20 protein-coding genes and 1 riboswitch are annotated in these 20,364 nt (G+C 40.8%); of the genes, 3 read left to right on the top strand and 17 right to left on the bottom strand.

What is annotated here, in order from left to right; all coding sequences use genetic code 11:
* Nucleotides 1-2: 2 nt before the first annotated feature.
* From purH to purC, 8 genes are read right to left on the bottom strand one after another with little or no spacing between them, the layout of a single operon-like run.
* Nucleotides 3-1,535 (bottom strand): bifunctional phosphoribosylaminoimidazolecarboxamide formyltransferase/IMP cyclohydrolase, encoded by a 1,533-nt coding sequence (purH, locus tag HZ311_RS13805; protein WP_023519519.1) that lies wholly within the window; start codon nucleotides 1,533-1,535, stop codon nucleotides 3-5.
* Nucleotides 1,532-2,110: a phosphoribosylglycinamide formyltransferase gene (purN, locus tag HZ311_RS13800; RefSeq protein WP_023519518.1), complete on the bottom strand. Its 579-nt coding sequence runs from the start codon at nucleotides 2,108-2,110 to the stop codon at nucleotides 1,532-1,534. The genes purH and purN overlap by 4 nt, the downstream gene beginning before the upstream one ends.
* The gene (gene purM / locus HZ311_RS13795; protein WP_023519517.1) at nucleotides 2,107-3,150 is read right to left on the bottom strand and encodes a phosphoribosylformylglycinamidine cyclo-ligase; all 1,044 of its coding nucleotides are present in this window, start codon (nucleotides 3,148-3,150) and stop codon (nucleotides 2,107-2,109) included. Before purM ends, purN begins: the two co-directional genes overlap by 4 nt.
* A 30-nt stretch (nucleotides 3,151-3,180) precedes the next feature.
* Complete coding sequence (purF, locus tag HZ311_RS13790; protein ID WP_010735680.1) at nucleotides 3,181-4,620, bottom strand: amidophosphoribosyltransferase; 1,440 nt, start codon at nucleotides 4,618-4,620, stop codon at nucleotides 3,181-3,183.
* A complete protein-coding gene (gene purL / locus HZ311_RS13785) occupies nucleotides 4,605-6,827 on the bottom strand; it encodes a phosphoribosylformylglycinamidine synthase subunit PurL (protein ID WP_178946755.1) in 2,223 nt (740 codons plus the stop codon). Before purL ends, purF begins: the two co-directional genes overlap by 16 nt.
* Nucleotides 6,828-7,502 carry a phosphoribosylformylglycinamidine synthase subunit PurQ gene (gene purQ, locus HZ311_RS13780; RefSeq protein ID WP_023519515.1) on the bottom strand — a complete coding sequence of 225 codons (675 nt, stop codon included), beginning with the start codon at nucleotides 7,500-7,502 and terminating at the stop codon, nucleotides 6,828-6,830.
* Between the two features lies 1 nt (nucleotide 7,503).
* Entirely contained in the window at nucleotides 7,504-7,758 is a 255-nt protein-coding gene (gene purS, locus HZ311_RS13775) for a phosphoribosylformylglycinamidine synthase subunit PurS (protein ID WP_010735683.1), read from the bottom strand.
* 3 nt (nucleotides 7,759-7,761) lie between these two features.
* On the bottom strand, nucleotides 7,762-8,493 hold the full coding sequence (gene purC, locus HZ311_RS13770) for a phosphoribosylaminoimidazolesuccinocarboxamide synthase (RefSeq protein ID WP_010735684.1): 732 nt from the start codon (nucleotides 8,491-8,493) through the stop codon (nucleotides 7,762-7,764).
* A 256-nt stretch (nucleotides 8,494-8,749) separates the two neighbouring features.
* On the opposite strand from purC, the gene HZ311_RS13765 reads away from it, so the two are divergent.
* Entirely contained in the window at nucleotides 8,750-9,127 is a 378-nt protein-coding gene (locus tag HZ311_RS13765) for a hypothetical protein (RefSeq protein WP_010735685.1), read from the top strand.
* 140 nt (nucleotides 9,128-9,267) lie between these two features.
* On the opposite strand, the gene purB is transcribed toward HZ311_RS13765, so the two are convergent.
* Genes purB through purE form a run of 3 tightly spaced genes read right to left on the bottom strand, consistent with a single transcriptional unit; the run spans nucleotide 9,268 to nucleotide 12,182 of the window.
* Nucleotides 9,268-10,563, bottom strand: a complete 1,296-nt coding sequence (gene purB / locus HZ311_RS13760) for an adenylosuccinate lyase (RefSeq protein WP_178946754.1) — start codon at nucleotides 10,561-10,563, stop codon at nucleotides 9,268-9,270.
* Nucleotides 10,564-10,576: 13 nt separating this feature from the next.
* Complete coding sequence (purK, locus tag HZ311_RS13755; RefSeq protein ID WP_010735687.1) at nucleotides 10,577-11,701, bottom strand: 5-(carboxyamino)imidazole ribonucleotide synthase; 1,125 nt, start codon at nucleotides 11,699-11,701, stop codon at nucleotides 10,577-10,579.
* On the bottom strand, nucleotides 11,694-12,182 hold the full coding sequence (purE, locus tag HZ311_RS13750) for a 5-(carboxyamino)imidazole ribonucleotide mutase (protein WP_010735688.1): 489 nt from the start codon (nucleotides 12,180-12,182) through the stop codon (nucleotides 11,694-11,696). The genes purK and purE overlap by 8 nt, the downstream gene beginning before the upstream one ends.
* 478 nt (nucleotides 12,183-12,660) lie before the next feature.
* Between purE and HZ311_RS13745 the strand changes: the two genes are divergently transcribed.
* On the top strand, nucleotides 12,661-13,956 hold the full coding sequence (locus tag HZ311_RS13745) for an ISL3-like element ISEfa11 family transposase (RefSeq protein ID WP_010734358.1): 1,296 nt from the start codon (nucleotides 12,661-12,663) through the stop codon (nucleotides 13,954-13,956).
* A 190-nt stretch (nucleotides 13,957-14,146) separates the two neighbouring features.
* Here the strand turns inward: HZ311_RS13745 and HZ311_RS13740 are convergent, their stop codons facing one another.
* The 6 genes from HZ311_RS13740 to HZ311_RS13715 all read right to left on the bottom strand — a co-directional run bounded on the left by HZ311_RS13740 (nucleotide 14,147) and on the right by HZ311_RS13715 (nucleotide 19,171).
* On the bottom strand, nucleotides 14,147-15,451 hold the full coding sequence (locus tag HZ311_RS13740; protein ID WP_019723457.1) for a nucleobase:cation symporter-2 family protein: 1,305 nt from the start codon (nucleotides 15,449-15,451) through the stop codon (nucleotides 14,147-14,149).
* A 2-nt stretch (nucleotides 15,452-15,453) separates the two neighbouring features.
* Complete coding sequence (locus HZ311_RS13735; protein ID WP_019723458.1) at nucleotides 15,454-16,035, bottom strand: xanthine phosphoribosyltransferase; 582 nt, start codon at nucleotides 16,033-16,035, stop codon at nucleotides 15,454-15,456.
* Nucleotides 16,036-16,120: 85 nt separating this feature from the next.
* Nucleotides 16,121-16,218, bottom strand: a riboswitch (purine riboswitch).
* Between the two features lie 276 nt (nucleotides 16,219-16,494).
* Nucleotides 16,495-17,172: a beta/alpha barrel domain-containing protein gene (locus tag HZ311_RS13730; protein WP_010735691.1), complete on the bottom strand. Its 678-nt coding sequence runs from the start codon at nucleotides 17,170-17,172 to the stop codon at nucleotides 16,495-16,497.
* A 24-nt stretch (nucleotides 17,173-17,196) separates the two neighbouring features.
* On the bottom strand, nucleotides 17,197-17,811 hold the full coding sequence (locus tag HZ311_RS13725) for a glycoside hydrolase family 73 protein (RefSeq protein WP_023519513.1): 615 nt from the start codon (nucleotides 17,809-17,811) through the stop codon (nucleotides 17,197-17,199).
* 9 nt (nucleotides 17,812-17,820) lie between these two features.
* Entirely contained in the window at nucleotides 17,821-18,621 is an 801-nt protein-coding gene (locus HZ311_RS13720) for a M15 family metallopeptidase (RefSeq protein ID WP_178946753.1), read from the bottom strand.
* Between the two features lie 13 nt (nucleotides 18,622-18,634).
* A complete protein-coding gene (locus HZ311_RS13715; RefSeq protein ID WP_010735694.1) occupies nucleotides 18,635-19,171 on the bottom strand; it encodes a hypothetical protein in 537 nt (178 codons plus the stop codon).
* A gap of 196 nt (nucleotides 19,172-19,367) precedes the next feature.
* Here HZ311_RS13715 and HZ311_RS13710 point away from each other — a divergent pair, with 196 nt between their 5' ends.
* The gene (locus HZ311_RS13710) at nucleotides 19,368-20,327 is read left to right on the top strand and encodes a Gfo/Idh/MocA family protein (protein ID WP_010735695.1); all 960 of its coding nucleotides are present in this window, start codon (nucleotides 19,368-19,370) and stop codon (nucleotides 20,325-20,327) included.
* The last annotated feature ends 37 nt before the right edge of the window (nucleotides 20,328-20,364 follow it).

The raw sequence follows: 20,364 nt of genomic DNA, 5'->3' as shown, positions 1-20,364 counted from the left end.
TCTTAATGTCTAAAATGACGCACGCCGGTAAATACCATTGCGATACCATACTTGTTTGCCATATCGATCGAGGCTTGATCTTTGATACTTCCTCCCGGCTGGATGATTGCTTTGATGCCATGCTTCGCAGCGTATTCGACAGAGTCATCCATTGGGAAGTAAGCATCACTTGCAAGCGCGGCTGTTTCGGCTTTAGCACCAGCTTGTTCGATCGCAAGCTTGACCGAACCCACACGATTCATTTGGCCGGCACCAATACCGAGGGTTTGCTGTTGATTTGCAACGACGATCGCATTTGATTTCACATGTTTGACCGCTTTCCAAGCAAAAGCCATCGCTGCTTGCTCTTCTTTGGTGGGTTGACGATCGGTGACTACGGTCCAACTTTCTGGTTCTTCCATTGCACGATCATCTTGTTGGACCAGTAAACCTCCTAAGACAGAGACCATTTCGTTAGCATTTCCTTCCACATTCGAGAAATCGACTTGCAACAGACGGAGATTTTTCTTCGTTTTCAGTACAGCTAGGGCCTCTTCACTGTAACTAGGAGCGATAATGATTTCTAAAAACAATTGAGTCATTGCTTGTGCACTAACCAAATCGACTTCCCGATTCAATACGATAATGCCGCCAAAGATCGATACTGGATCAGCAGCATAAGCAGCTTCCCACGCAGAGAAAATCGTCTCGCCACTTCCGATCCCACATGGATTCATATGTTTCAACGCAACGACAGTTGGTTCCGTGAACTCTCTCATGATACGTAACGCAGCATCCGCATCACGAATATTATTGAAAGAAAGTTCCTTACCGTGCAATTGTTCCGCACTTGCAATCGAATAACTCGTTGGTAAAGCCGCTTGATAAAATGCTGCTTCTTGATGGCTATTCTCGCCATAGCGAAGGTCTTGTTTGCGCGTATAAGTAAGGGTTAGATTCTCAGGATCTTTTTCACCCACAGCTTCTGTGAGATATTGACCAATCAACGCATCATAAGCAGCCGTATGACGAAAAACTTTTGCTGCTAACTTTCTACGTGTCTCAAGGCTCGTGTGACCTTCTTGCTGGATTTCTGCTAAAACGATCGCATAATCAACGGGATCAACGATGGCTGTTACGAAAGCATGATTTTTTGCAGCACTTCGCAACATGCTCGGTCCACCGATATCAATATTTTCGATCGCATCTGCTTCGGTCGTTTCTGGTTTTAAGATCGTTTCCTTGAATGGATAAAGGTTGACACAGACAATATCGATTGGTTGGATGGCTTCTTTTTCCATTGCCTCCATATGGCTTTCACTATCGCGACGCCCTAATAATCCTCCGTGGATTTTTGGATGTAAAGTTTTTACTCGGCCATCCATCATCTCAGGAAAACCAGTCACTTCATCGATAGAAATGGTTTCGATTCCTGCTTCTTCCAAAGCTGTTTTAGTTCCACCTGTGGAAATGATCTCTATATCGGCAGCACGTAGTCCTTTCGCAAAGTCAATGACCCCAGTCTTATCTGAAACACTTATTAACGCTCTTGTCATTTTTTTACATCTCCCATATTTACTATATTTGCAATCACTTCTGGAAAGATCTGATGTTCGATCTGATGGATTTTTTGTTCCAATGTAGCTAATGTATCTTCTTTTTCGATCATCACTTTTTCCTGACGAATGATTGGTCCAGTATCCACCCCACGATCGATATAATGGACAGTCACACCTGTTTCCTTCACGCCTGCTTCAAAAGCATCGCGAATCCCATGAAGACCGGGAAAATTCGGTAATAACGAAGGATGGATATTGATCATTTTATTTTCATAAGTTGACAGTAAGCCTTCACCAACGATTCGCATATAGCCTGCCAGTACGATCAAATCAATCTCTCGGTTTGCTAATTCTTCAAGGATCGCTTGTTCGTACTCCGTTTTGGATGCAAACTCTTTCGGTGAAAAACAGGTGCTCGGAACTTGCGCTTTTTTTGCCCGTTGTAAAACATAGGCATGTGGCTGATCACAAAACAACCACTCGATTGTCGCAGAAAGTCGGTTCTTTTTAAAATAATCGACCAGCGCTTGAAAGTTACTGCCATTTCCTGAAGCAAAGACGGCAATCTTCATTTTTTCCCCTCTGCGATCACGACTTTTTGCTCCTCAAACGGTACGACTTGCCCGATTTGATAGACTTCTTCGCCAGATTTACGGATTTGATCAATGATTTCACTCGCATGTTCAGGAGAAACTGCAATGACCATTCCAATGCCCATGTTAAAGATCTCATACATTTCATGTGCAGGGATCTCACCATACTTTTGCAAACAATCGAAGATCGGTAAAACTGGCCATGTGCCTAGATCGATGCGGGCAGCAACATTTTCTGGCAACATCCGCGGAATATTCTCAATGAACCCACCACCTGTAATATGTGCGGCACCTTTGATCTTCTCTTTTTTGATTAATGGTAATAAAGTCGAAACATAGATTTTTGTCGGTTCAAGCAACACATCTGCCAAAGAGGTATCCAACCTTTCGATCGTTTCTTCTAATGAAAAACCTTGCTGTTCAAAAAAGATTTTACGAACCAAAGAGTACCCATTGGAATGGATGCCACTAGAAGGCAAACCTAGCAAGATATCACCTGTTGTGATCGATTGACCAGTAATCAATTGCGCTTTTTCCGCAATCCCTACCGCAAAACCTGCCAGATCATAATCGTCCCCTTGATACATACCTGGCATTTCTGCTGTTTCGCCACCGATCAATGCCATGTTTGCTGAAACACAACCAGTAGCAACGCCTGATACGACTTTTTCTAGACGTTCTGGGTCATTTTTACCTGTTGCCAAATAATCTAAAAAGTATAAAGGTTCTGCCCCTTGTGCCAAAATATCATTGACACACATCGCGACACAATCGATACCGATCGTTTCATGGCGATCTGCGGCGATAGCTACAGCTAACTTAGTACCCACACCGTCTGTCCCGGAAACTAAGACAGGTTCTTTTAATTGGAATCCACTAAGGTCAAAGCAGCCACCAAAGCCTCCTAATGCACCCATCACACCGATTCTTTCTGTTTTCTTCACATGTTTTTTGATGCGATCCACGACTTCATACCCCGCTTCTACATCCACACCCGCTTTTGCATAAGCATTACCCATTTGATTACTTGCTCCTTTCATTTGCTCCGTTTAAAAAAAAGATACTTTTTCTTTTAAAGATTCTTGGTATTTTTCTTCGTAGTCATATAGCGGTGTCGGATAATCGCCGTTGAAATAAGCCATACATAACCCTGAATAAGGGGAATCTTTTTGTAGGCCGATTGCTCCAATCAAGCCTTCTTCACTCAAGAAATCCAACGAATCTGCGCCGATACATTCTCTGATCTCTTCGATGGAATGATTCGCTGCGATCAGTTCTTTTCTCGTTTGGATGTCGATCCCGTAAAAACATGGATATTTCAATGGTGGAGATGCGATCCGCACATGGACTTCCTTTGCTCCAGCTTCTTTTAATAGATTGACGATTCTTCGGCTGGTAGTGCCGCGAACGATCGAATCATCGACCATAATGATTTTTTTCCCTTCCACAACGCCCCGAACCGCAGAAAGTTTCATCCGCACACCTTGTTCTCTTAATTCTGGGGTTGGTTGGATGAACGTACGTGCCACATATTGATTTTTCACCAAGCCGATTTCATATGGGATACCACTTGCTTCAGCATAACCACTGGCTGCTGACAACGAAGAATTGGGCACACCAACCACCATATCTGCTTCGATCGGCGCTTCAGCCGCTAAACGTCTCCCCATATTTTTACGTGCTGTATGCACATTGATCCCTGCAATATCAGAATCCGGACGTGCAAAGTAAATATATTCCATGGAACAAATCGCCAATTGAGTATCTGTCGTGTATTGCTCGATCGTATAGCCATCATCATTGATGATCACGATTTCTCCTGGCAAGACATCACGTACAAACCGCGCACCGATCCCTTCCAGCGCACAGGTTTCAGAAGTAATGACATATGCGCCATTTTTCATTTGACCAATGGCTAATGGGCGAAAACCATTAGGGTCTAGTGCCGCAACCATCGCGTCTTCTGTCAGTAATAAGTAAGCAAATCCGCCTTTTACCTCAGCCAAGGCTTCCTTTAATCTGTCTAAAAACGTTTCTTCGTTACTACGACGGATCAAATGCATCAAGATCTCTGTATCTGAATTTGAATGAAAGATGGCACCATCTTTTTCTAAAGACGTCCGTAAAGAGCGAGCATTCGTCAGATTGCCATTATGAGCCAACCCAATCGATTGATCGTAAAATTTGAATAAAAAAGGTTGGATATTATCCACACTGCCATTGCCTGCGGTAGCATAGCGAACGTGACCGATCGCTGCTTGTCCAGATAAAGCTGCTAGTTTTCTTGGATCTTTGAATACCTCTGAAAGAAGCCCAAGATCACGGTGACCATATAATTTCCCATCATCATTTGATACGATGCCAGCACCTTCTTGCCCACGATGCTGCAAACTATGCAAACCAAAGTAAGTGACATTGGCAGCTTGAGGATGTCCCCAAACACCGAACACTCCACATTCTTCATTGATGCTTCTTACTTCATAAGACATTCGATTGCTTCCTCCCAAGACTGTTTCGCCGAAGCGACTGCCAAGTCAACTCTTCCATCATTTGCTTGTATCACCAATTGTTTTTCTTCCGTTACGTGACCAAGAAGTGTCCCACGCTCACCAGCTAATGTTTCAAAGGCTTGTTGGTTTTCTTTTGTTACAGATACAATAAAACGCGATTGTGATTCAGAAAACAGATGAGCAGCTGGCAGATCAACTCTCGTTGAAACACCGAAACCATTTGTGAACGCTGATTCCGCAATAGCCACCGCTAACCCACCTTCTGCACAGTCATGCGCACTTTGGATCAGTCCAGCTTTGATTGCTTCTAACATCAAGGTTTGGTTTTCTTTTTCGGTAGTTAGATCAAAATGCTCCACCATTCCTTCGATCCTACCTAGCTGCAGCTTTTGTAATTCGCTGCCGTTAAAGTCTGCAAACGTCTGGCCGATCACATAGATCACATCTCCTGCTTGTTTGAACTCTTGGGTAGTGATATGTTCGTGGGCTTCGATCAATCCGACCATACCGATCATCGGCGTTGGATAGATCGCTTGGCCATCTGTCTCGTTATATAGAGAAACATTTCCTGAGATCACAGGTTTTTCCAACATTTCACATGCTTTAGCAATTCCATCAGCTGAGTACGATAACTCCCAGAATACTTCTGGTTTATCTGGAGAACCATAGTTCAAACAATCCGTAATCGCTAAAGGTTGACCACCACTTGCGACAATATTTCTTGCTGCTTCCGCAACAACAATCTGACCACCAATTTCTGGATCTAGATAAATATAACGAGCATTACAGTCTGTCGTCATCGCTAACGCTTTTTTGGTCCCGCGAATACGCAAAACTGCGGCATCACTACCTGGAGCAACCACTGTATTGGTTTGGACACGCGAATCATACGTCTCATAAATCGAACGTTTTGATGCGATCGTCGGTTGCTTCAACAACGCAGTCAATACTTCATTTGGATCAGAGATCACTGGTTGGTATTGACCTAATTCACGGAATTTTGCCATCCGTTCTGGTTCAACCATTTCTTTCTGATAGACAGGCGCATCTTCTGCCAAGGCATCTACCGGAAGATTGGCTACTTCTTTTCCATGATGATACAAACGGTACTGACCATCATCTGTTACTTTTCCAATCGTCACCGCGTCTAGATCGTATTTTTGGAATAGTGCTTGGACACGCGCTTCTGAACCAGCCTTCACACAGATCAACATCCGTTCTTGGGATTCAGATAACATCATTTCATAAGGGGTCATCTGCGATTCACGCTGCGGTACATCGTCCAAGGTCAATACCAAACCAGAGCCTGCTTTTGAGGCCATTTCTGAACTTGATGAAACAAGTCCTGCCGCACCCATATCTTGGATGCCGACAAGAATGTCTGAGTGGTCCAAAATCAATTCCAAACAAGCTTCTAACAATAATTTCTCCATAAAAGGATCGCCCACTTGCACAGCTGAACGTTGTTGTTCTTCTTCCTGACTAAATTCTTCGGAGGCAAATGTCGCACCATGGATACCATCCCGACCTGTCTTAGCGCCTACATACATGATCGAATTGCCAACACCTGATGCTTGTCCTTTTTGGATATCTTTATGATCGATCAACCCAACACACATGGCATTTACCAATGGATTCCCCTCATAACAAGGATCAAAGGCGATCTCACCACCAACTGTCGGTACGCCAATACAATTACCATACCCTCCGATACCAGCAACAACTTCTTCTAACAGGTATTTTGTACGAGGATTATCTAATTCGCCAAAACGCAGTGAATCAAGTAGAGCAATCGGACGTGCACCCATACTGAAAATATCACGAATAATGCCCCCAACACCTGTTGCTGCGCCTTCATAAGGTTCGACTGCCGAAGGATGATTGTGGCTTTCTGCTTTAAAAACCACTGCTTGTCCGTCTCCAATGTCAACGATCCCCGCGCCTTCACCAGGCCCTTGTAAGACATTCGGCCCACTTGTTGGGAATTTTCTTAAGATCGGCTTGGAGTTTTTGTAAGAACAGTGTTCACTCCACATGACTGAGAACAGACCGGTCTCTGTATAATTAGGCATTCTACCTAAGATGTCTTCTTCGATCATCCGGTATTCTTCATCCGTCAGTCCCCATTGCGTATAAATCTTTTGTTCTTTGATTTCTAATGCAGTTGGCTCCATCATTGTTTTCATTTATGCAGTCACCTTTCCGAAATTCTTCAATAGCGAAGCGAAGAAACGTTTGCCATCTTCTGAGCCAAGTAATGCTTCCATTGCTCGTTCTGGATGGGGCATCATCCCTAACACATTTCCTGCTTTGTTTGTAATCCCTGCAATGTTGGCCACACTGCCGTTGAGATTTTCTCCCTCGTAGGTAAACACGATTTGGTTGTTGTCGATCAGTTCTTGAAGCGTCTCTTCGTCACAAAAATAATTGCCTTCTCCATGGGCCACCGGCAACTGGATCACTTCATTTTTGTCGTACTCTGAAGTAAAGGATGTTTGATTGTTAACTTTCAGTGATGCTGACTTACAGATAAAACGTAATGAATCATTTCTTCTTAATACGCCTGGTAGCAATCCAGCCTCCGTCAACACTTGGAATCCATTACATGTACCAAAAACAGGTTTTCCTTCTTCCGCAAAACGAATCACTTCATCCATGATTGTTGAAAAACGAGCAATCGCTCCACAACGTAAGTAATCGCCGTAAGAAAAGCCGCCAGGGATCAATACTCCGTCATACCCTTCAAGAGAAGATTCGTCATAACGAACATAGTCTGCTTCTGCGCCCATCACATCACGGATCGCCCAAAGCAAGTCCGCATCACAATTCGATCCAGGAAAAACAATCACGGCAAATTTCATGCTAAACTTCCTCCATTTTGTTGATTTCATAACGATACGTTTCCATATTGACATTTGCTAATAAACGATCGCAAATCGCTTCGATCGTTGCTTCTACTTCCTCTTCACTAGCTGAGACTTGGATTTCAAAATACTTCCCGATACGAATATCTTCAATGTTGTCGTAGCCTAAACGATGTACCGCATTTTTAACTGCCTCTCCTTGTGGATCTAATACTGAATCTTTATATGTTACGTACACTTTTACAAAATACATGATTTATTCTCCTTTATTTTCGAGTGATAATTGATTTAAACGATCGAGTACTTCTTGATAGACAGGAATGATGTTGCCGATCTTTCGCCGGTAGACATCCTTATCCATATGTTCCTTAGTGGTAAGATCCCATAAGCGACATGTATCCGGAGAAATTTCATCTGCTAATTCGATCTCGCCAGTCGCAGTACGTCCAAATTCCACTTTAAAATCGACTAATCGTAAATTGATTTTTTTGAATAGTTCTATCAGATGGTCATTGATTTGCAACGCTTGTTTTTTAAGCTCCGCTATCTCTTCAGGCGTTGCTAACTCTAAGAAACCAACGTGGGCATCATTGATGAAGGGATCATCTAGTTCATCTTTTTTGTAATAAAATTCAACGATCGGTGTCGGTAGCACTTGCCCTTCTTCTACTCCTAGGCGTTTTGAAAAACTTCCAGCTGAAATATTTCTGACGACCACTTCTAAGAGAATGATCGACCGTTTTTTAATCAATTGTTCGGTTTTTGACAATTTCTCAATAAAATGATTTTTTATTCCTTGATTCGATAAGTATTCAAAAATAGCACTTGTGATTTGATTGTTCAATTCTGCTTTCCCTTGCATTTGGTCTTTCATTCCACCGTTGAGGGCAGTCACTTGATCTAGATACTCCACCCACAGGACAGTTTCATCATTCGTGTTAAACATTCTTTTTGCTTTTCCTTCATAGAGCAAGTTCTGTTTTTCCATGTCTACGACTCCTTGTTTGTTAACGTTGTATTACCAACACACATTATTTGTTCGTCTTTTCACTTTAAATTTTACCAAGGGTCAGGAATCAAATCAATACAAAAGTGTACATTTAAACCATTAAAAACATTTAATGTTCGTCTTTCGTGCTTTTATTAAGAATAGTTGTTCTTCGTTAAGAAGCGTTTACACATTTATTGATTGGTGATATAGTAGATTTAAAGAAAACAGTTAGAGGTTTCAAGGAGGTAACTAAATGGAAGATCCAAGTACGTCTGCCCAACGCTTTTTACTCGATTTATCTGTTGAAGAAAAATCACGCTTATACAATGATCTACTTGCTATCAAAGATGTTGATGCCTGCATGAAGGATCGAAGTTTTTATACATTTAGAAAACTTCGCCGTGCAGCAAAACGACAATCGGAGTGTCGAAAACGAACATTCCATTACTTGACCCAAAACAACCATGAACTAGTGATCAAACAAATCCATGAGCAAAAGTTATTCAAGCATCATTACCGATTGCTCGTGACCTTCGATCAACAAGAATTTGGCTATACATTTGTTGAAACATTATTGAATCTTCTACATTCCCAACATTTCAATTTGGGTCATCAAATGGCTTATGCTTAAACCAAAAAGAACATCCCTCAGAAGTTAGTCTGAAGGATGTTCTTTTTTTCTTGCATTTAAAAAAATAGTTCTAGCTAGTGATTGTTCGTTTTTTTCGATCAGTCGAGAAACATTGTTAACATCTATTCTTACTGAATGGTTTATGCTAAACCGACACGTTCAAAAATGACATCCACATTTTTCATATGGTGGTTGTAATCAAATGCTTCAGCGATTTCTTCTGGTGTCAAAACAGAAGTGATCGCTTCGTCTTCTTCAAGTAAAGGACGGAAGGACACTTGATTATCCCACGCATATGCTGTCTTAGGTTGAACAAGATCATACGCTTCTTCTCTTGTCATCCCTTTATCAATCAATTTCAACATGACACGTTGGCTATAGATCAAGCCAAATGTCGCATCCATGTTACGTTTCATGTTTTCTGGGAATACCGTTAGATTTTTAACGATATTGCCGAAGCGGCTCAACATATAATCAAGTAGGATCGTTGTATCAGGTAGAATGATCCGTTCTGCAGAAGAATGGGAGATATCTCTTTCGTGCCACAACGAAACATTTTCATAAGCGGTAATCATATGCCCACGGATCACTCGCGCTAAGCCAGCCATATTTTCTGAACCGATCGGATTACGTTTATGTGGCATAGCAGATGAGCCTTTTTGTCCTTTAGCAAAAAATTCTTCGACTTCTCGTGTTTCCGATTTTTGAAGTCCACGAATCTCTGTCGCAAAGCGTTCGATACTGGTCGCAATCAATGACATTGTCGCAAAATATTCGGCATGTAGATCACGTGGTAAAACTTGCGTCGATACTTCTTGCGTACGGATGCCTAGTTTTTCGCAGACATATTCTTCAATGAACGGAGGGATATTCGCAAACGTACCAACAGCACCGGAGATTTTCCCTGCTTCTACGCCTTTTGCTGCATGTTCAAAACGTTCGATATTTCGTTTCATCTCAGAATACCAAGTAGCTAATTTAAGACCGAAAGTGGTTGGCTCAGCATGCACACCATGCGTACGTCCCATCATGACTGTATACTTATGCTCTTTGGCTTTTTCACCAATGATCGCTGTGAAACGTTTCAAATCTTCGCGCAAAATGTCATTTGCTTGTTTGATTTGGTAACCATAAGCTGTATCCACCACATCTGTACTTGTTAATCCATAATGGACCCATTTACTTTCGTCGCCAAGTGTTTCCGAAACTGCTCGAGTAAAAGCAACGACATCGTGGCGTGTCGATTGCTCAATCTCTAAAATACGAGCGATATCAAAAGACGCGTGTTCACGGATTTTTGCTACATCTTCTTTAGGTATTTCTCCTAATTCTGCCCAAGCTTCATCAGCAAGTATTTCAACTTCTAACCATGCTTGATATTTATTTTGCTCTGTCCAAATATTGCCCATTTCAGGTCGTGTATAACGTTCTAACATCAACTATTCTCCTTTAATCCCAAATATTCGTTTTTTCGATTTCTTTCAATGTCGACTCGATATCTTCTGTCAAAATCGTGATGTGTCCCATCTTACGACCTTTTTTCGCTTGTTTCTTGCCATAGAAATGAAATTTCCAATCTTGTTTTTTCGCAATCAAATTGTAACTTTCTAATAGTTGTTCACCTAAAACGTTGACCATGACGGCATCACTTAACAATGGGACTTTTTTAGGTAAAGGCCAACCGCAAATCCCACGGATATGCGCATCAAATTGTGTCATTCCGCATGCTTCTAAGGTGTAATGTCCTGAATTGTGTGGACGCGGTGCCAATTCATTCACATACAATCCACCAGTCTTCGTCAAAAACATTTCGACGCCCAGTGCACCGGACAAACTCACTGCTTCAGCAATCACTTTAGCAATTCTTTCTGCCTCTTCGATCACATCCGCTGAAACAGTTGCTGGCGCAATCGTTTCATGGAGAATATTATTACAATGGATATTTTCAACAACTGGAAATGTCGTATATTGCCCTTGCCCATTGCCTGCGACCATGATCGATAGTTCTTTTTCAAATGGAATCCAAGCTTCTAATACGCAAGTTCCTTCTCTTAAAAGATCCATCGCAGGAGCTAAGTCCGCTCGACTCTTCAGTACATATTGCCCCTTACCGTCATATCCGCCACGAGTTGTTTTCAAGACACAAGGATAACCGATACCATCGATTGCATCTTGGATATCTGTGGGACTGACGATCGTTGCATGTGGAGCGATCACGATATTATTTGTTTCTAAAAATGATTTTTCTAGTAGACGATCTTGCGTGATCGCCAACAAATCTGTTCCTTGAGGAATAAATGACATCGGCAAAATCGCATTCAGTGCTTCCACACTCACATTCTCAAATTCGTAGGTGATAACCTCAGTTCGTCTTGCAAGTTCTTCTAGAGCAAACGTATCATCGTAGGAACTTTCAATGTGCCAGTCCGCTACTTGAGCAGCCGGACAATCATTCATCGGATCAAGCACACCGACTTTGAATCCCATCTCTTTTGCACTGATCGCCATCATGCGACCTAACTGTCCACCACCGACGATTCCGATCGTCGAGCCTGGTAATAATGGTTTAACCAAGTTGATCACTACTTTCTATTACAGATTCAACCGACATTGCGCGTCGTTTCGCTAATGCAGCCTCCAACTCTAAATCATACATTGAAAGCATCTGTATCGCAAGTAGACCGGCATTAATTGCGCCTGCTTTTCCAATCGCTGTCGTCGCCACAGGCACGCCGCCTGGCATTTGGACAATGGATAGCAAAGAATCCAATCCGTTCAATGTTCGGCTTTGAACAGGAACACCAATAACCGGTAATGTCGTCTTTGCAGCAACCATCCCTGGTAAATGAGCTGCTCCTCCCGCACCTGCAATAATCACTTTTATACCTTTTTCTCGAGCTTCTTCTGCATACGAAAACATCAAATCTGGTGTTCGATGTGCTGAAACTACTTTCTTTTCAAAAGAAACGCCAAATTCTTCAATAATCTCACACGCATGTTTCATTGTCTCCCAATCCGAGATGCTCCCCATTATTACAGAAATTTTTGCAGCCATTCGTTTCTCCTCTCGATTCGTATTCACTTATATTTTATCAATCGCCCCTCTGTAAATCAAGATAAATTCGAATGAAAAATAGATAAAAAGATTTATTGTTCGTCTTTAACAAATCAACTCTTGCTTGTTGAAATCAAGTTTTTTCTGGTCCAAATCATTTGTTTTTTTTAAGGATATAACACTTTTTCTTCATGTATCCAAAATGCAGAGAGAATCTGTTCATGAATTTGCTACAATTAAAAAATTCGTCTGGGACATTCGTCTTCTCGCACCACCTAAAATCGAATAAACGGCAGGAACAAAAGTAAACTCTTCGAAAATAAGGCACCCTCCACAAAAATTGGCTCTATAATTTATGGGACTGATGAATCAGAATTGATTCTTCAGTCCCATTTTCATTTTAGGTATTAAAAAACATATCGTTCTCTAGTATGATTAAATCACCACAAAATAAACAACTGAGAGGACGATATGCTATATGAATGATTCTATCAAAAAAATGCTGAGAATAATAGAGAAAGATTTGATGATTACAGAGGTCTCTTACGAGACCCTTCAGAAGAAAAAGACGTTGGTCGTCGATGCTGTTCTCTCGCCTACTCCTCGTGCTTGTAGAAGTTGTGGTTCTACTGTGGTAGATGGAAACGGGAAAGCAATTATAGTGAAAAATGGAAAAAAAGAAACGATTGTCCGTTTTGAACAATACAATCATATGCCTTTGGTTATGCGCCTAAAAAAGCAGCGCTATACCTGTAAAAACTGCCGAACCCATTGGACTGCTCAAAGTTATTTTGTCCAATCCAGACATTCAATCGCAAATCATGTTAGATATAAAATTGCTTCTTTACTGACTGAAAAAGTATCTTTATCTTTTATTGCGAAAAGCTGTCAGGTATCTTTGACCACTGTTATTCGTACATTGAAAGAGTTTAAAAGCTATTTACCAAAGCAATCTAAGAAGATTCTCCCAAGAGTATTGATGGTTGATGAATTTCGTTCGCATGCTTCCATAGAAGATAAAATGAGCTTTATTTGCGCAGATGGCGAAACAGGAAAATTAATAGATGTTTTGCCTACGCGTAAATTACCTCGATTAACAAGCTATTTCTTAAAGTGTACCAATCCAGAAGAAGTAGAATTCTTGGTGACAGACATGAACGCCGCCTACTTCCAGCTCACCAAACGTGTTCTGCCAAATGCGAAAATAGTGATTGATCGGTTTCATATTGTCAAACACATGAATCAAGCGTTCAATGAGTTGCGTATCCGTGAAATGAATGAACTTCGTAAAGCAGGACAGAAAAGCCAGGCAGAAAAACTGAAAAAGAACTGGCGCTTTTTGCTAAAAAATCGTGCAAACATCAACCATTATGAATACAAAACATGGAAAAGTTTCCGAGCACCAAAATACCCATTTCTTACTGAAGCAATGATGATTGATCGATTGCTTGAGTTTTCTACGCCCCTAAAGGAGGCGTATCCCTTTTTTCATGAATTAGTTGAAGCCTTTCGAGACAAAGACCCTGACTTATTTTTCTCCTTATTAGCAGAACTTCCCGAAACGTTGGATGACAGCTTTCGGGAAAAGCTTCAAAACCTTCTGACCTATGAAGAAGGCATCACCAACGCAATGATCTATCCTTATTCCAATGGAAAAATAGAAGCGAAGAATACCCACATAAAGACAATGAAACGAGTATCCTACGGATTTAAATCATTCGAGAACATGAGAATTAGAATCTTTTTGATCAATCAATTAATCAAAGTAAGATAACAAAAAATCTGAGCCAGAATGAGGTTCATTCTGACCCAGATTTGATTTTGCACAACTCATCAGTCCTTATTGACAAAGAGCCCAAAAATTTGAAAAACAAATTTCGTGGATGGCGCCTTATCTCTCTAAGCTAAAAAGGTCTCTACCTTATTCAATTACTAGCTATGATTTATAAAAGTAATCTACATCATTACTTCAATGCTTCTTTAATGATTCTCTCGTCTTGTTTTAGTCCGTTAAAAACTAAGTTCAACACAATTGCTGTGATACTGCTCATAACGATCCCATTTCCTGTGAACATTTGAACTGTTTCAGGTAACTGGCTGAATAATTCGGGCATCAAATTGAAGCCTAAACCAAAACCAATCGACACTGCAGCAATCAATAAATTTTTGTCATTTGTAAAATCTACTTCTAATAACATCCGGATTCCTTGGATCGCCACCATTCCAAACATGACCAACATCCCGCCACCAAGGACTGGTTCAGGTATGATTTGAGCCACTGCGCCGATTTTAGGGAATAAGCCCAAGATGATCAAAAAGAAAGCGGAAAAGTAAATGGGTTTTCTTGTTTTGATTCCTGAAAGTTGTACCAACCCAACATTTTGCGAAAATCCTGTATAAGGAAATGTGTTAAAGATACCACCTAAGATGACGGCTAACCCCTCTGCTCGATAACCTTTTTTCAACTGCTCTTCCCCGACTTTTTTTCCAGTGATATCTCCTAAGGCAAAATAGACGCCTGTTGATTCTACCATACTTACCATTGAAATGATGATCATCAATAAGATCGACCAGATTTCAAATGTCGGTTTTCCAAAGTAAAAAGGTTGCGGTACGTGAAAAACAGGGGCTTGTCCAATTGCTCCTAGATCGATTCTACCTAAAAAGGCAGCTAAGATACTTCCACCGATCAAACCGATCAAAACCGCAATGGATCGAATGAACCCTTTGCCTAATAATTGCACACCAACGATCAGTAGGATCGTGACAAACGCTAATAATAAATTCGTCAGATCACCAAAGCCTGGAGCAGTTGCACTGCCGCCACCCATTTTTTCGATGGCTACTGGAATCAACGTCAAGCCAATCACTGTAATCACTGTTCCAGTAACAATCGGCGGAAATAGTTTTTTGATCTTTGAAAAGAAACCAGCAACTAGCACAACAAAAATCCCTGACGCGATGATCGAGCCATAGATCGCACCGACACCTTCTGTGCTACCGATCAAAATCAACGGCGCAACTGCTTGGATCGCACAACCTAAAACAACTGGTAAACCGATCCCGAAAAAGCGATTGACAGTTAATTGCAAGAGCGTCGCTAATCCACACATGAAAATATCGATTGAGATAAGATAAGTCATTTGTTCTTGATTAAATCCTAACCCCGTACCAATCAATAACGGTACAGCGACTGCTCCCGCATACATCGCTAATAAATGCTGTAACCCTAAGACAGCTGCTTTTCCATTTTGAGTTTCTTTCTCCACGCTTACGCATCCTCCTCAAGAAAATCTACTTGACCATCAGAAAGTGATGCTACGCGGGCAAGTGAGACCACTTTTAAGCCCATTTCTTCAAGAAGTTGACGACCGTCTTGGAAGGATTTTTCAATGACGATCCCGATTCCCTCAACACTCGCACCTGCTTGTTGGCACAATTCGATCAAACCTTTTGCCGCCTGACCATTCGCTAAAAAGTCATCAATGATCAATACTTTATCTTCAGAAGACAAGAATTTACGAGAAATCGATATCGTGCTTGTTACTTGTTTCGTAAATGAATAAACGGATGCCGTCAATAATTCTTCATCCATCGTCAAACTTTTGGCTTTTCTTGCAAAGATCATCGGTACACCGAGCTCTTTAGCCGCAAATAAAGCAGGGGCGATACCAGAAGCTTCAATTGTCACCACTTTAGTGATTCCTTGTTCTTTAAATACTTCCGCAAAACGTTGGCCCATTTGTTCCATCAACACTGGATCTACCTGATGGGTAACAAAACTATCTACTTTCAACACGCCTTCACCCAAGACTTGTCCATCTTTATTGATACGTTCAACTAATTCTCTCACTTTATTTACTCCTTTTCTTGCTAAATTCATGCCACTCAAAATAGAAAAAAACATCTCTACTGCTCATGTATAAGCAAAAAAGATGTTTCACTACTTTTTCACTTATAGTCCAACATTTACGGTGCTGGCTAGAAACTGTCATCCTTATTATGACGATATATAAGTTGTTCGATATTCGATTGATAAATGATATTTTTAGAAACAAAATATTTTAATTTTTAAACGATGAAAACAGTCTAACACTTGTTTCTGAAACTTACAACTATATTTCTTGTTTTTCTCATGAAGGATTTATCTTTAGATTAGACTTGATAAACCTCATAGTTTCATCCTAGCAAACAAAATAGTATTTATGAAATAAAGCAACCAATCCCATAAAGGAAAAGGTTGCTAAAGCCAAGTTTATATCGATAACTATTATCTATGGTTGGTTGAATGATATTTATTTTCGTTTGGTACTCAATTGGTTTTCTCGATTTTTCGATACTTGTCCATTTTACGACTGAATAACTCTCCGCTACTAGGTGGTGTGTAGGTGATTGCATTGGCGCCAGCTTCAATCGTTTCTTTGATGCTTTCTTCCGTGGGACCTCCAGTCGCAATAATCGGTAATTCTGGGTACTTTTCTCGGAAAAAGCGAACAGTGTCTGCTGTATCTTTTCCCGCACTGATATTGATGATCGTAATGCCTGCTGCCAATTTTTCGTCGATTTCCGAGTATTTAGACGTGACTGTACTGATTACCGGTATATCAACCACTTGACAGACATCATGGACAGTCTCTACTGGTGTTGGACCATTCAAGACTACGCCTAATGATCCTTGTGCTTCTGCAAAAAGGCTCATATATGCCGAACGCATCCCTTGTGTCAAGCCACCACCGACACCTGAAAACACAGGGATATCCGCTGCTTCAATGATGCTTTTCGTAATCGCCGGATGGGGTGTAAAAGGATAAACTGCGATCACTGCATTTGCATTGGTGTTTCTGATGATCGCAATATCCGTGGTGAAGATAATCGAACGTATCAACTTGCCAAAAATTTTAATACCACTTGCTTCCATAATGACCTCTGGGACTCTCACGATATCCTTACGTAATTCTGTCATTATTTCTGGAACAAATAAATCTGCCATCCGTCCACTTCCGTTCTTTCCTGATTATTGATCGTATTGATTTAACTGGTAAGTTTCAATCACATGTATGATTTTATCAGCATATGTCGGATCTGTCGCATATCCTGCCGCCTGTAACGCATGAGCTGCTTCAATATAATTGGTCGCAGTGATCACATTCGCATACAATGCAGGATTCCAATCGACACCATTGACAAATAAAGCTGTGTGGTCATCCATTGATTGTTTCCACGAAGAATAGACTCGAAAGTCTCCTTGGATGGTGATCCATTCTTCATTGATATATTCTTTTGTTTCCAGATTGACTTTTTCTTCGTTCCCAAACGCTTTGATACCGAACAAGTTCTTATATTTACTGGCAAGCGTACTATTGCCCCAATCAGATTCAAGGATGGCTTGCCCAATAATGATACTTGGCAAAACGCCATAGCCTTGTTGTAGTTCTTTCGCATGTGGAACTAATGCGTTGATAAATTCCTGATGAGTCAGTGTTTCTTGTTGCTGTGCTTCCGTAGAGTAGGGCGATGACAAACTTCTCAAAGAAAAAACAAAAGCCATCATGATCAACATACTCCCTAAAACTACAGCAAACCAGCGATTATTTTTACGCCTTTGTTTTTTCCATTTGTTTTTTGCCATCTCTTATTCCTACTTTTCTTTTAGTTGGTCCAAGTACTCCTCCATCGTTAAATCGTTTGATGTGATATATTCTGCACTTTCTTTGCCTACATAACGCAGGTGCCAAGGTTCGTAAGTGATTTTTGTAATATCTTCTCGACCTTTTGGATAACGGATGATAAAGCCATATTTAGAGGCATTGTCCGCAAGCCATTTCGCACCTGGTTCGTCACCATATTTTTCATCCAATACAGTATTGGGATAATTGTTGTACCATGTTTCATCGACCACATCCACAGCTAAACCTGTATGGTGTTCACTGTAACCCGGTTCTGTCATAGTTTTTTTCGTAATCGCGGTCGCCTCTTCTTCAGTGACTCCCTGACTACTCATCACCTGTTGGACATTTTGAGCGAACACCTCTTGTTGTGTCGCAACTGAGCGATAAGCCGATACCATAACTAAAGGAAAGCCCGCAGCTTTAGCTGCGTTAGCCAGTTCTTCATAATTAGCTTTAATACGTTTGTCGATCAGATAGCCATTATCTAGCGCAGCCAATTGGTTGGCTTCATCGATTTCTGTCTCGATTTTATGATCAGGTCCTACCAATACTAGCAACCAATCATCCAACTTAACATCTGGCAAATCACTAGAGGTTGCTTTTTTTGTTGCTTTTTCTGTACTTTCTTCTGTCGCACTCGTCGTATTTGTTTGTTCTGTCTTTGAATTATCAGCTTGAGCTTTCGTATCCGTCCGACTCTCACTAACAACCAGATAGCCCATCGCAACAATCATAATCACGACTGAGATAACGCCTAAAATTTTATTCACGCAAAAAATCCTTTCATTCCCTTTCTGGTTCCACTTTCTCACTCACGTAAGTTTCTTCCAGATTTTCATTTACCCAATCTAACAACTCGATTTTCTCCCCTTCGATTTGCTTTTGAACTTCTGCTGGTAATCGAAAGTTCAAAATGTCATCATAACCCCACTCATCATATTGAATACTGACTTTCAAGTCAAGATATCCATTGACAATTTGATCATTTTTTAAAGGGAGCAACTCTACATTCGCACTGCCACTACTTACCCATTTCTGAGCAATACGTGTTTTGATTTGCTTATATTCGGCTACTGCAACGTTTCTTTTTTCAGGGAAAATAATGGTTTGACGTAGAATTTTTTGCGTCAACATCCATTCATAGTCCGTAAAAAGATTTTTCACTTTTTGCATGACCTCGGATGGTAAGTTTTGTTCACCACGCTTCCAAGCTTGCCAAGTTGTTTCATCCACCAATAGATAAGTATCTAAGAAATTTTCTTCTGTTTCAAATTGTTCGAGTAAAACACTCATAATAAGATCAACGTATACTTGATGCATCGCAATCTCCTCCTCCTTCTTATTCTACTTAAATTAAGGTAAAAAATCATCTATTAGAACATTTCTTTCACCTTTTTTTAGAAAGCAATTCTTCAAAACGATTGGAAGTCCTTTTTTTGATATAATAATAGCGAAACCAAGAGTATTCAACTAAATACCCTTATATTAAATATATCACGTCAAGGAGAGATGAAAAATGAAAAAATACCAATGGGGCATTGTCGGTCTAGGATCGATTGCTAACGAATTTGCAGAAAACTTCGATCAAACATCAAGTGAATTGGTTGCTGTTGCATCACGAACTTTGGAAAAAGCACAGGATTTTGCTACACGCCATTCTATCAAAAAAGCGTATGGCGATTATCATGAAATGTTGCAAGATGCTGAAGTTGATATCGTGTATATCGCCGTTCCGAATCGTCAACATATCGACTATATCCTTCCTGCCTTGGAAGCTGGGAAACATGTCTTATGCGAAAAAGCCATCACGATGAATAAGGCAGAACTTCAACAAGCCATCCAATTAGCCGAACAAAAACAGCTGATCTTGGCAGAAGCGATGACGATTTTCAACATGCCTTTGTATCATCAACTTCGTTCAATGATCGATTCAGGCAAGTTAGGTGCATTAAAGATGATCCAAGCACCTTTTGGCAGTTACAAAGAACCTGATCCGACCAACCGCTTCTTCAACCCTGATTTAGCAGGTGGAGCATTACTTGACATTGGAACCTATGCTGTTTCATTTGCTCGATTCTTTTTGAGCTCACAACCGGAAGTCATCGCCTCTCGTATGATTCCATTTAAAACAGGTGTCGATGAACAATCTGTAACGATCTTGCAAAATAAAGAAAATGAACTAGCTACGATCAACCTGACCTTCCAAGCAAAAATGCCAAAAGTCGGAATCGTTGCTTTTGAAAATGGGTATATCTCGATCAATGATTATCCTAGAGCTGACCAAGCCGAAATCATGTATACTGACGGTACAAAAGAATTGATCGAAAGTGGCCATCGTGCGCAAGCAATGAATTATGAAATTGAAAATATGGTAAAAATGATCGAAGGAGAACTTCCAAACCGTTCCCTGTACTTAACCACCGAAGTGATTGCACTCTTAGATGATATGCAAGAGCATTGGAAGAATAACAAATAAACAAAATAAAAATAAGACGAAGCGAGAATGGTCTCCT

Source organism: Enterococcus mundtii, from assembly GCF_013394305.1.
GTDB lineage: Bacteria > Bacillota > Bacilli > Lactobacillales > Enterococcaceae > Enterococcus_B > Enterococcus_B pernyi.
The sequence above is the reverse complement of the archived record's forward strand: the minus strand, read 5'-3'. Positions and strand labels throughout refer to the sequence as shown.

Bases quoted from the DNA above. Each gene is read 5' to 3' on its own strand.
- HZ311_RS13730 (WP_010735691.1), bottom strand. From the start codon at position 17,172: ATGGCAGATTTATTTGTTCCAGAAATAATGACAGAATTACGTAAGGAT.
- HZ311_RS13765 (WP_010735685.1), top strand. From the start codon at position 8,750: ATGGAAGATCCAAGTACGTCTGCCCAACGCTTTTTACTCGATTTATCT.
- purM (WP_023519517.1), bottom strand. From the start codon at position 3,150: ATGGGTAATGCTTATGCAAAAGCGGGTGTGGATGTAGAAGCGGGGTAT.
- HZ311_RS13710 (WP_010735695.1), top strand. From the start codon at position 19,368: ATGAAAAAATACCAATGGGGCATTGTCGGTCTAGGATCGATTGCTAAC.
- purH (WP_023519519.1), bottom strand. From the start codon at position 1,535: ATGACAAGAGCGTTAATAAGTGTTTCAGATAAGACTGGGGTCATTGAC.
- purF (WP_010735680.1), bottom strand. From the start codon at position 4,620: ATGTCTTATGAAGTAAGAAGCATCAATGAAGAATGTGGAGTGTTCGGT.
- purQ (WP_023519515.1), bottom strand. From the start codon at position 7,502: ATGAAATTTGCCGTGATTGTTTTTCCTGGATCGAATTGTGATGCGGAC.
- HZ311_RS13715 (WP_010735694.1), bottom strand. From the start codon at position 19,171: ATGCATCAAGTATACGTTGATCTTATTATGAGTGTTTTACTCGAACAA.
- purC (WP_010735684.1), bottom strand. From the start codon at position 8,493: ATGGAAAAACAGAACTTGCTCTATGAAGGAAAAGCAAAAAGAATGTTT.
- HZ311_RS13725 (WP_023519513.1), bottom strand. From the start codon at position 17,811: ATGGCAAAAAACAAATGGAAAAAACAAAGGCGTAAAAATAATCGCTGG.
- purB (WP_178946754.1), bottom strand. From the start codon at position 10,563: ATGTTAGAACGTTATACACGACCTGAAATGGGCAATATTTGGACAGAG.
- purL (WP_178946755.1), bottom strand. From the start codon at position 6,827: ATGAAAACAATGATGGAGCCAACTGCATTAGAAATCAAAGAACAAAAG.
- HZ311_RS13745 (WP_010734358.1), top strand. From the start codon at position 12,661: ATGAATGATTCTATCAAAAAAATGCTGAGAATAATAGAGAAAGATTTG.
- purE (WP_010735688.1), bottom strand. From the start codon at position 12,182: ATGGCTGCAAAAATTTCTGTAATAATGGGGAGCATCTCGGATTGGGAG.
- purS (WP_010735683.1), bottom strand. From the start codon at position 7,758: ATGTATTTTGTAAAAGTGTACGTAACATATAAAGATTCAGTATTAGAT.
- purN (WP_023519518.1), bottom strand. From the start codon at position 2,110: ATGAAGATTGCCGTCTTTGCTTCAGGAAATGGCAGTAACTTTCAAGCG.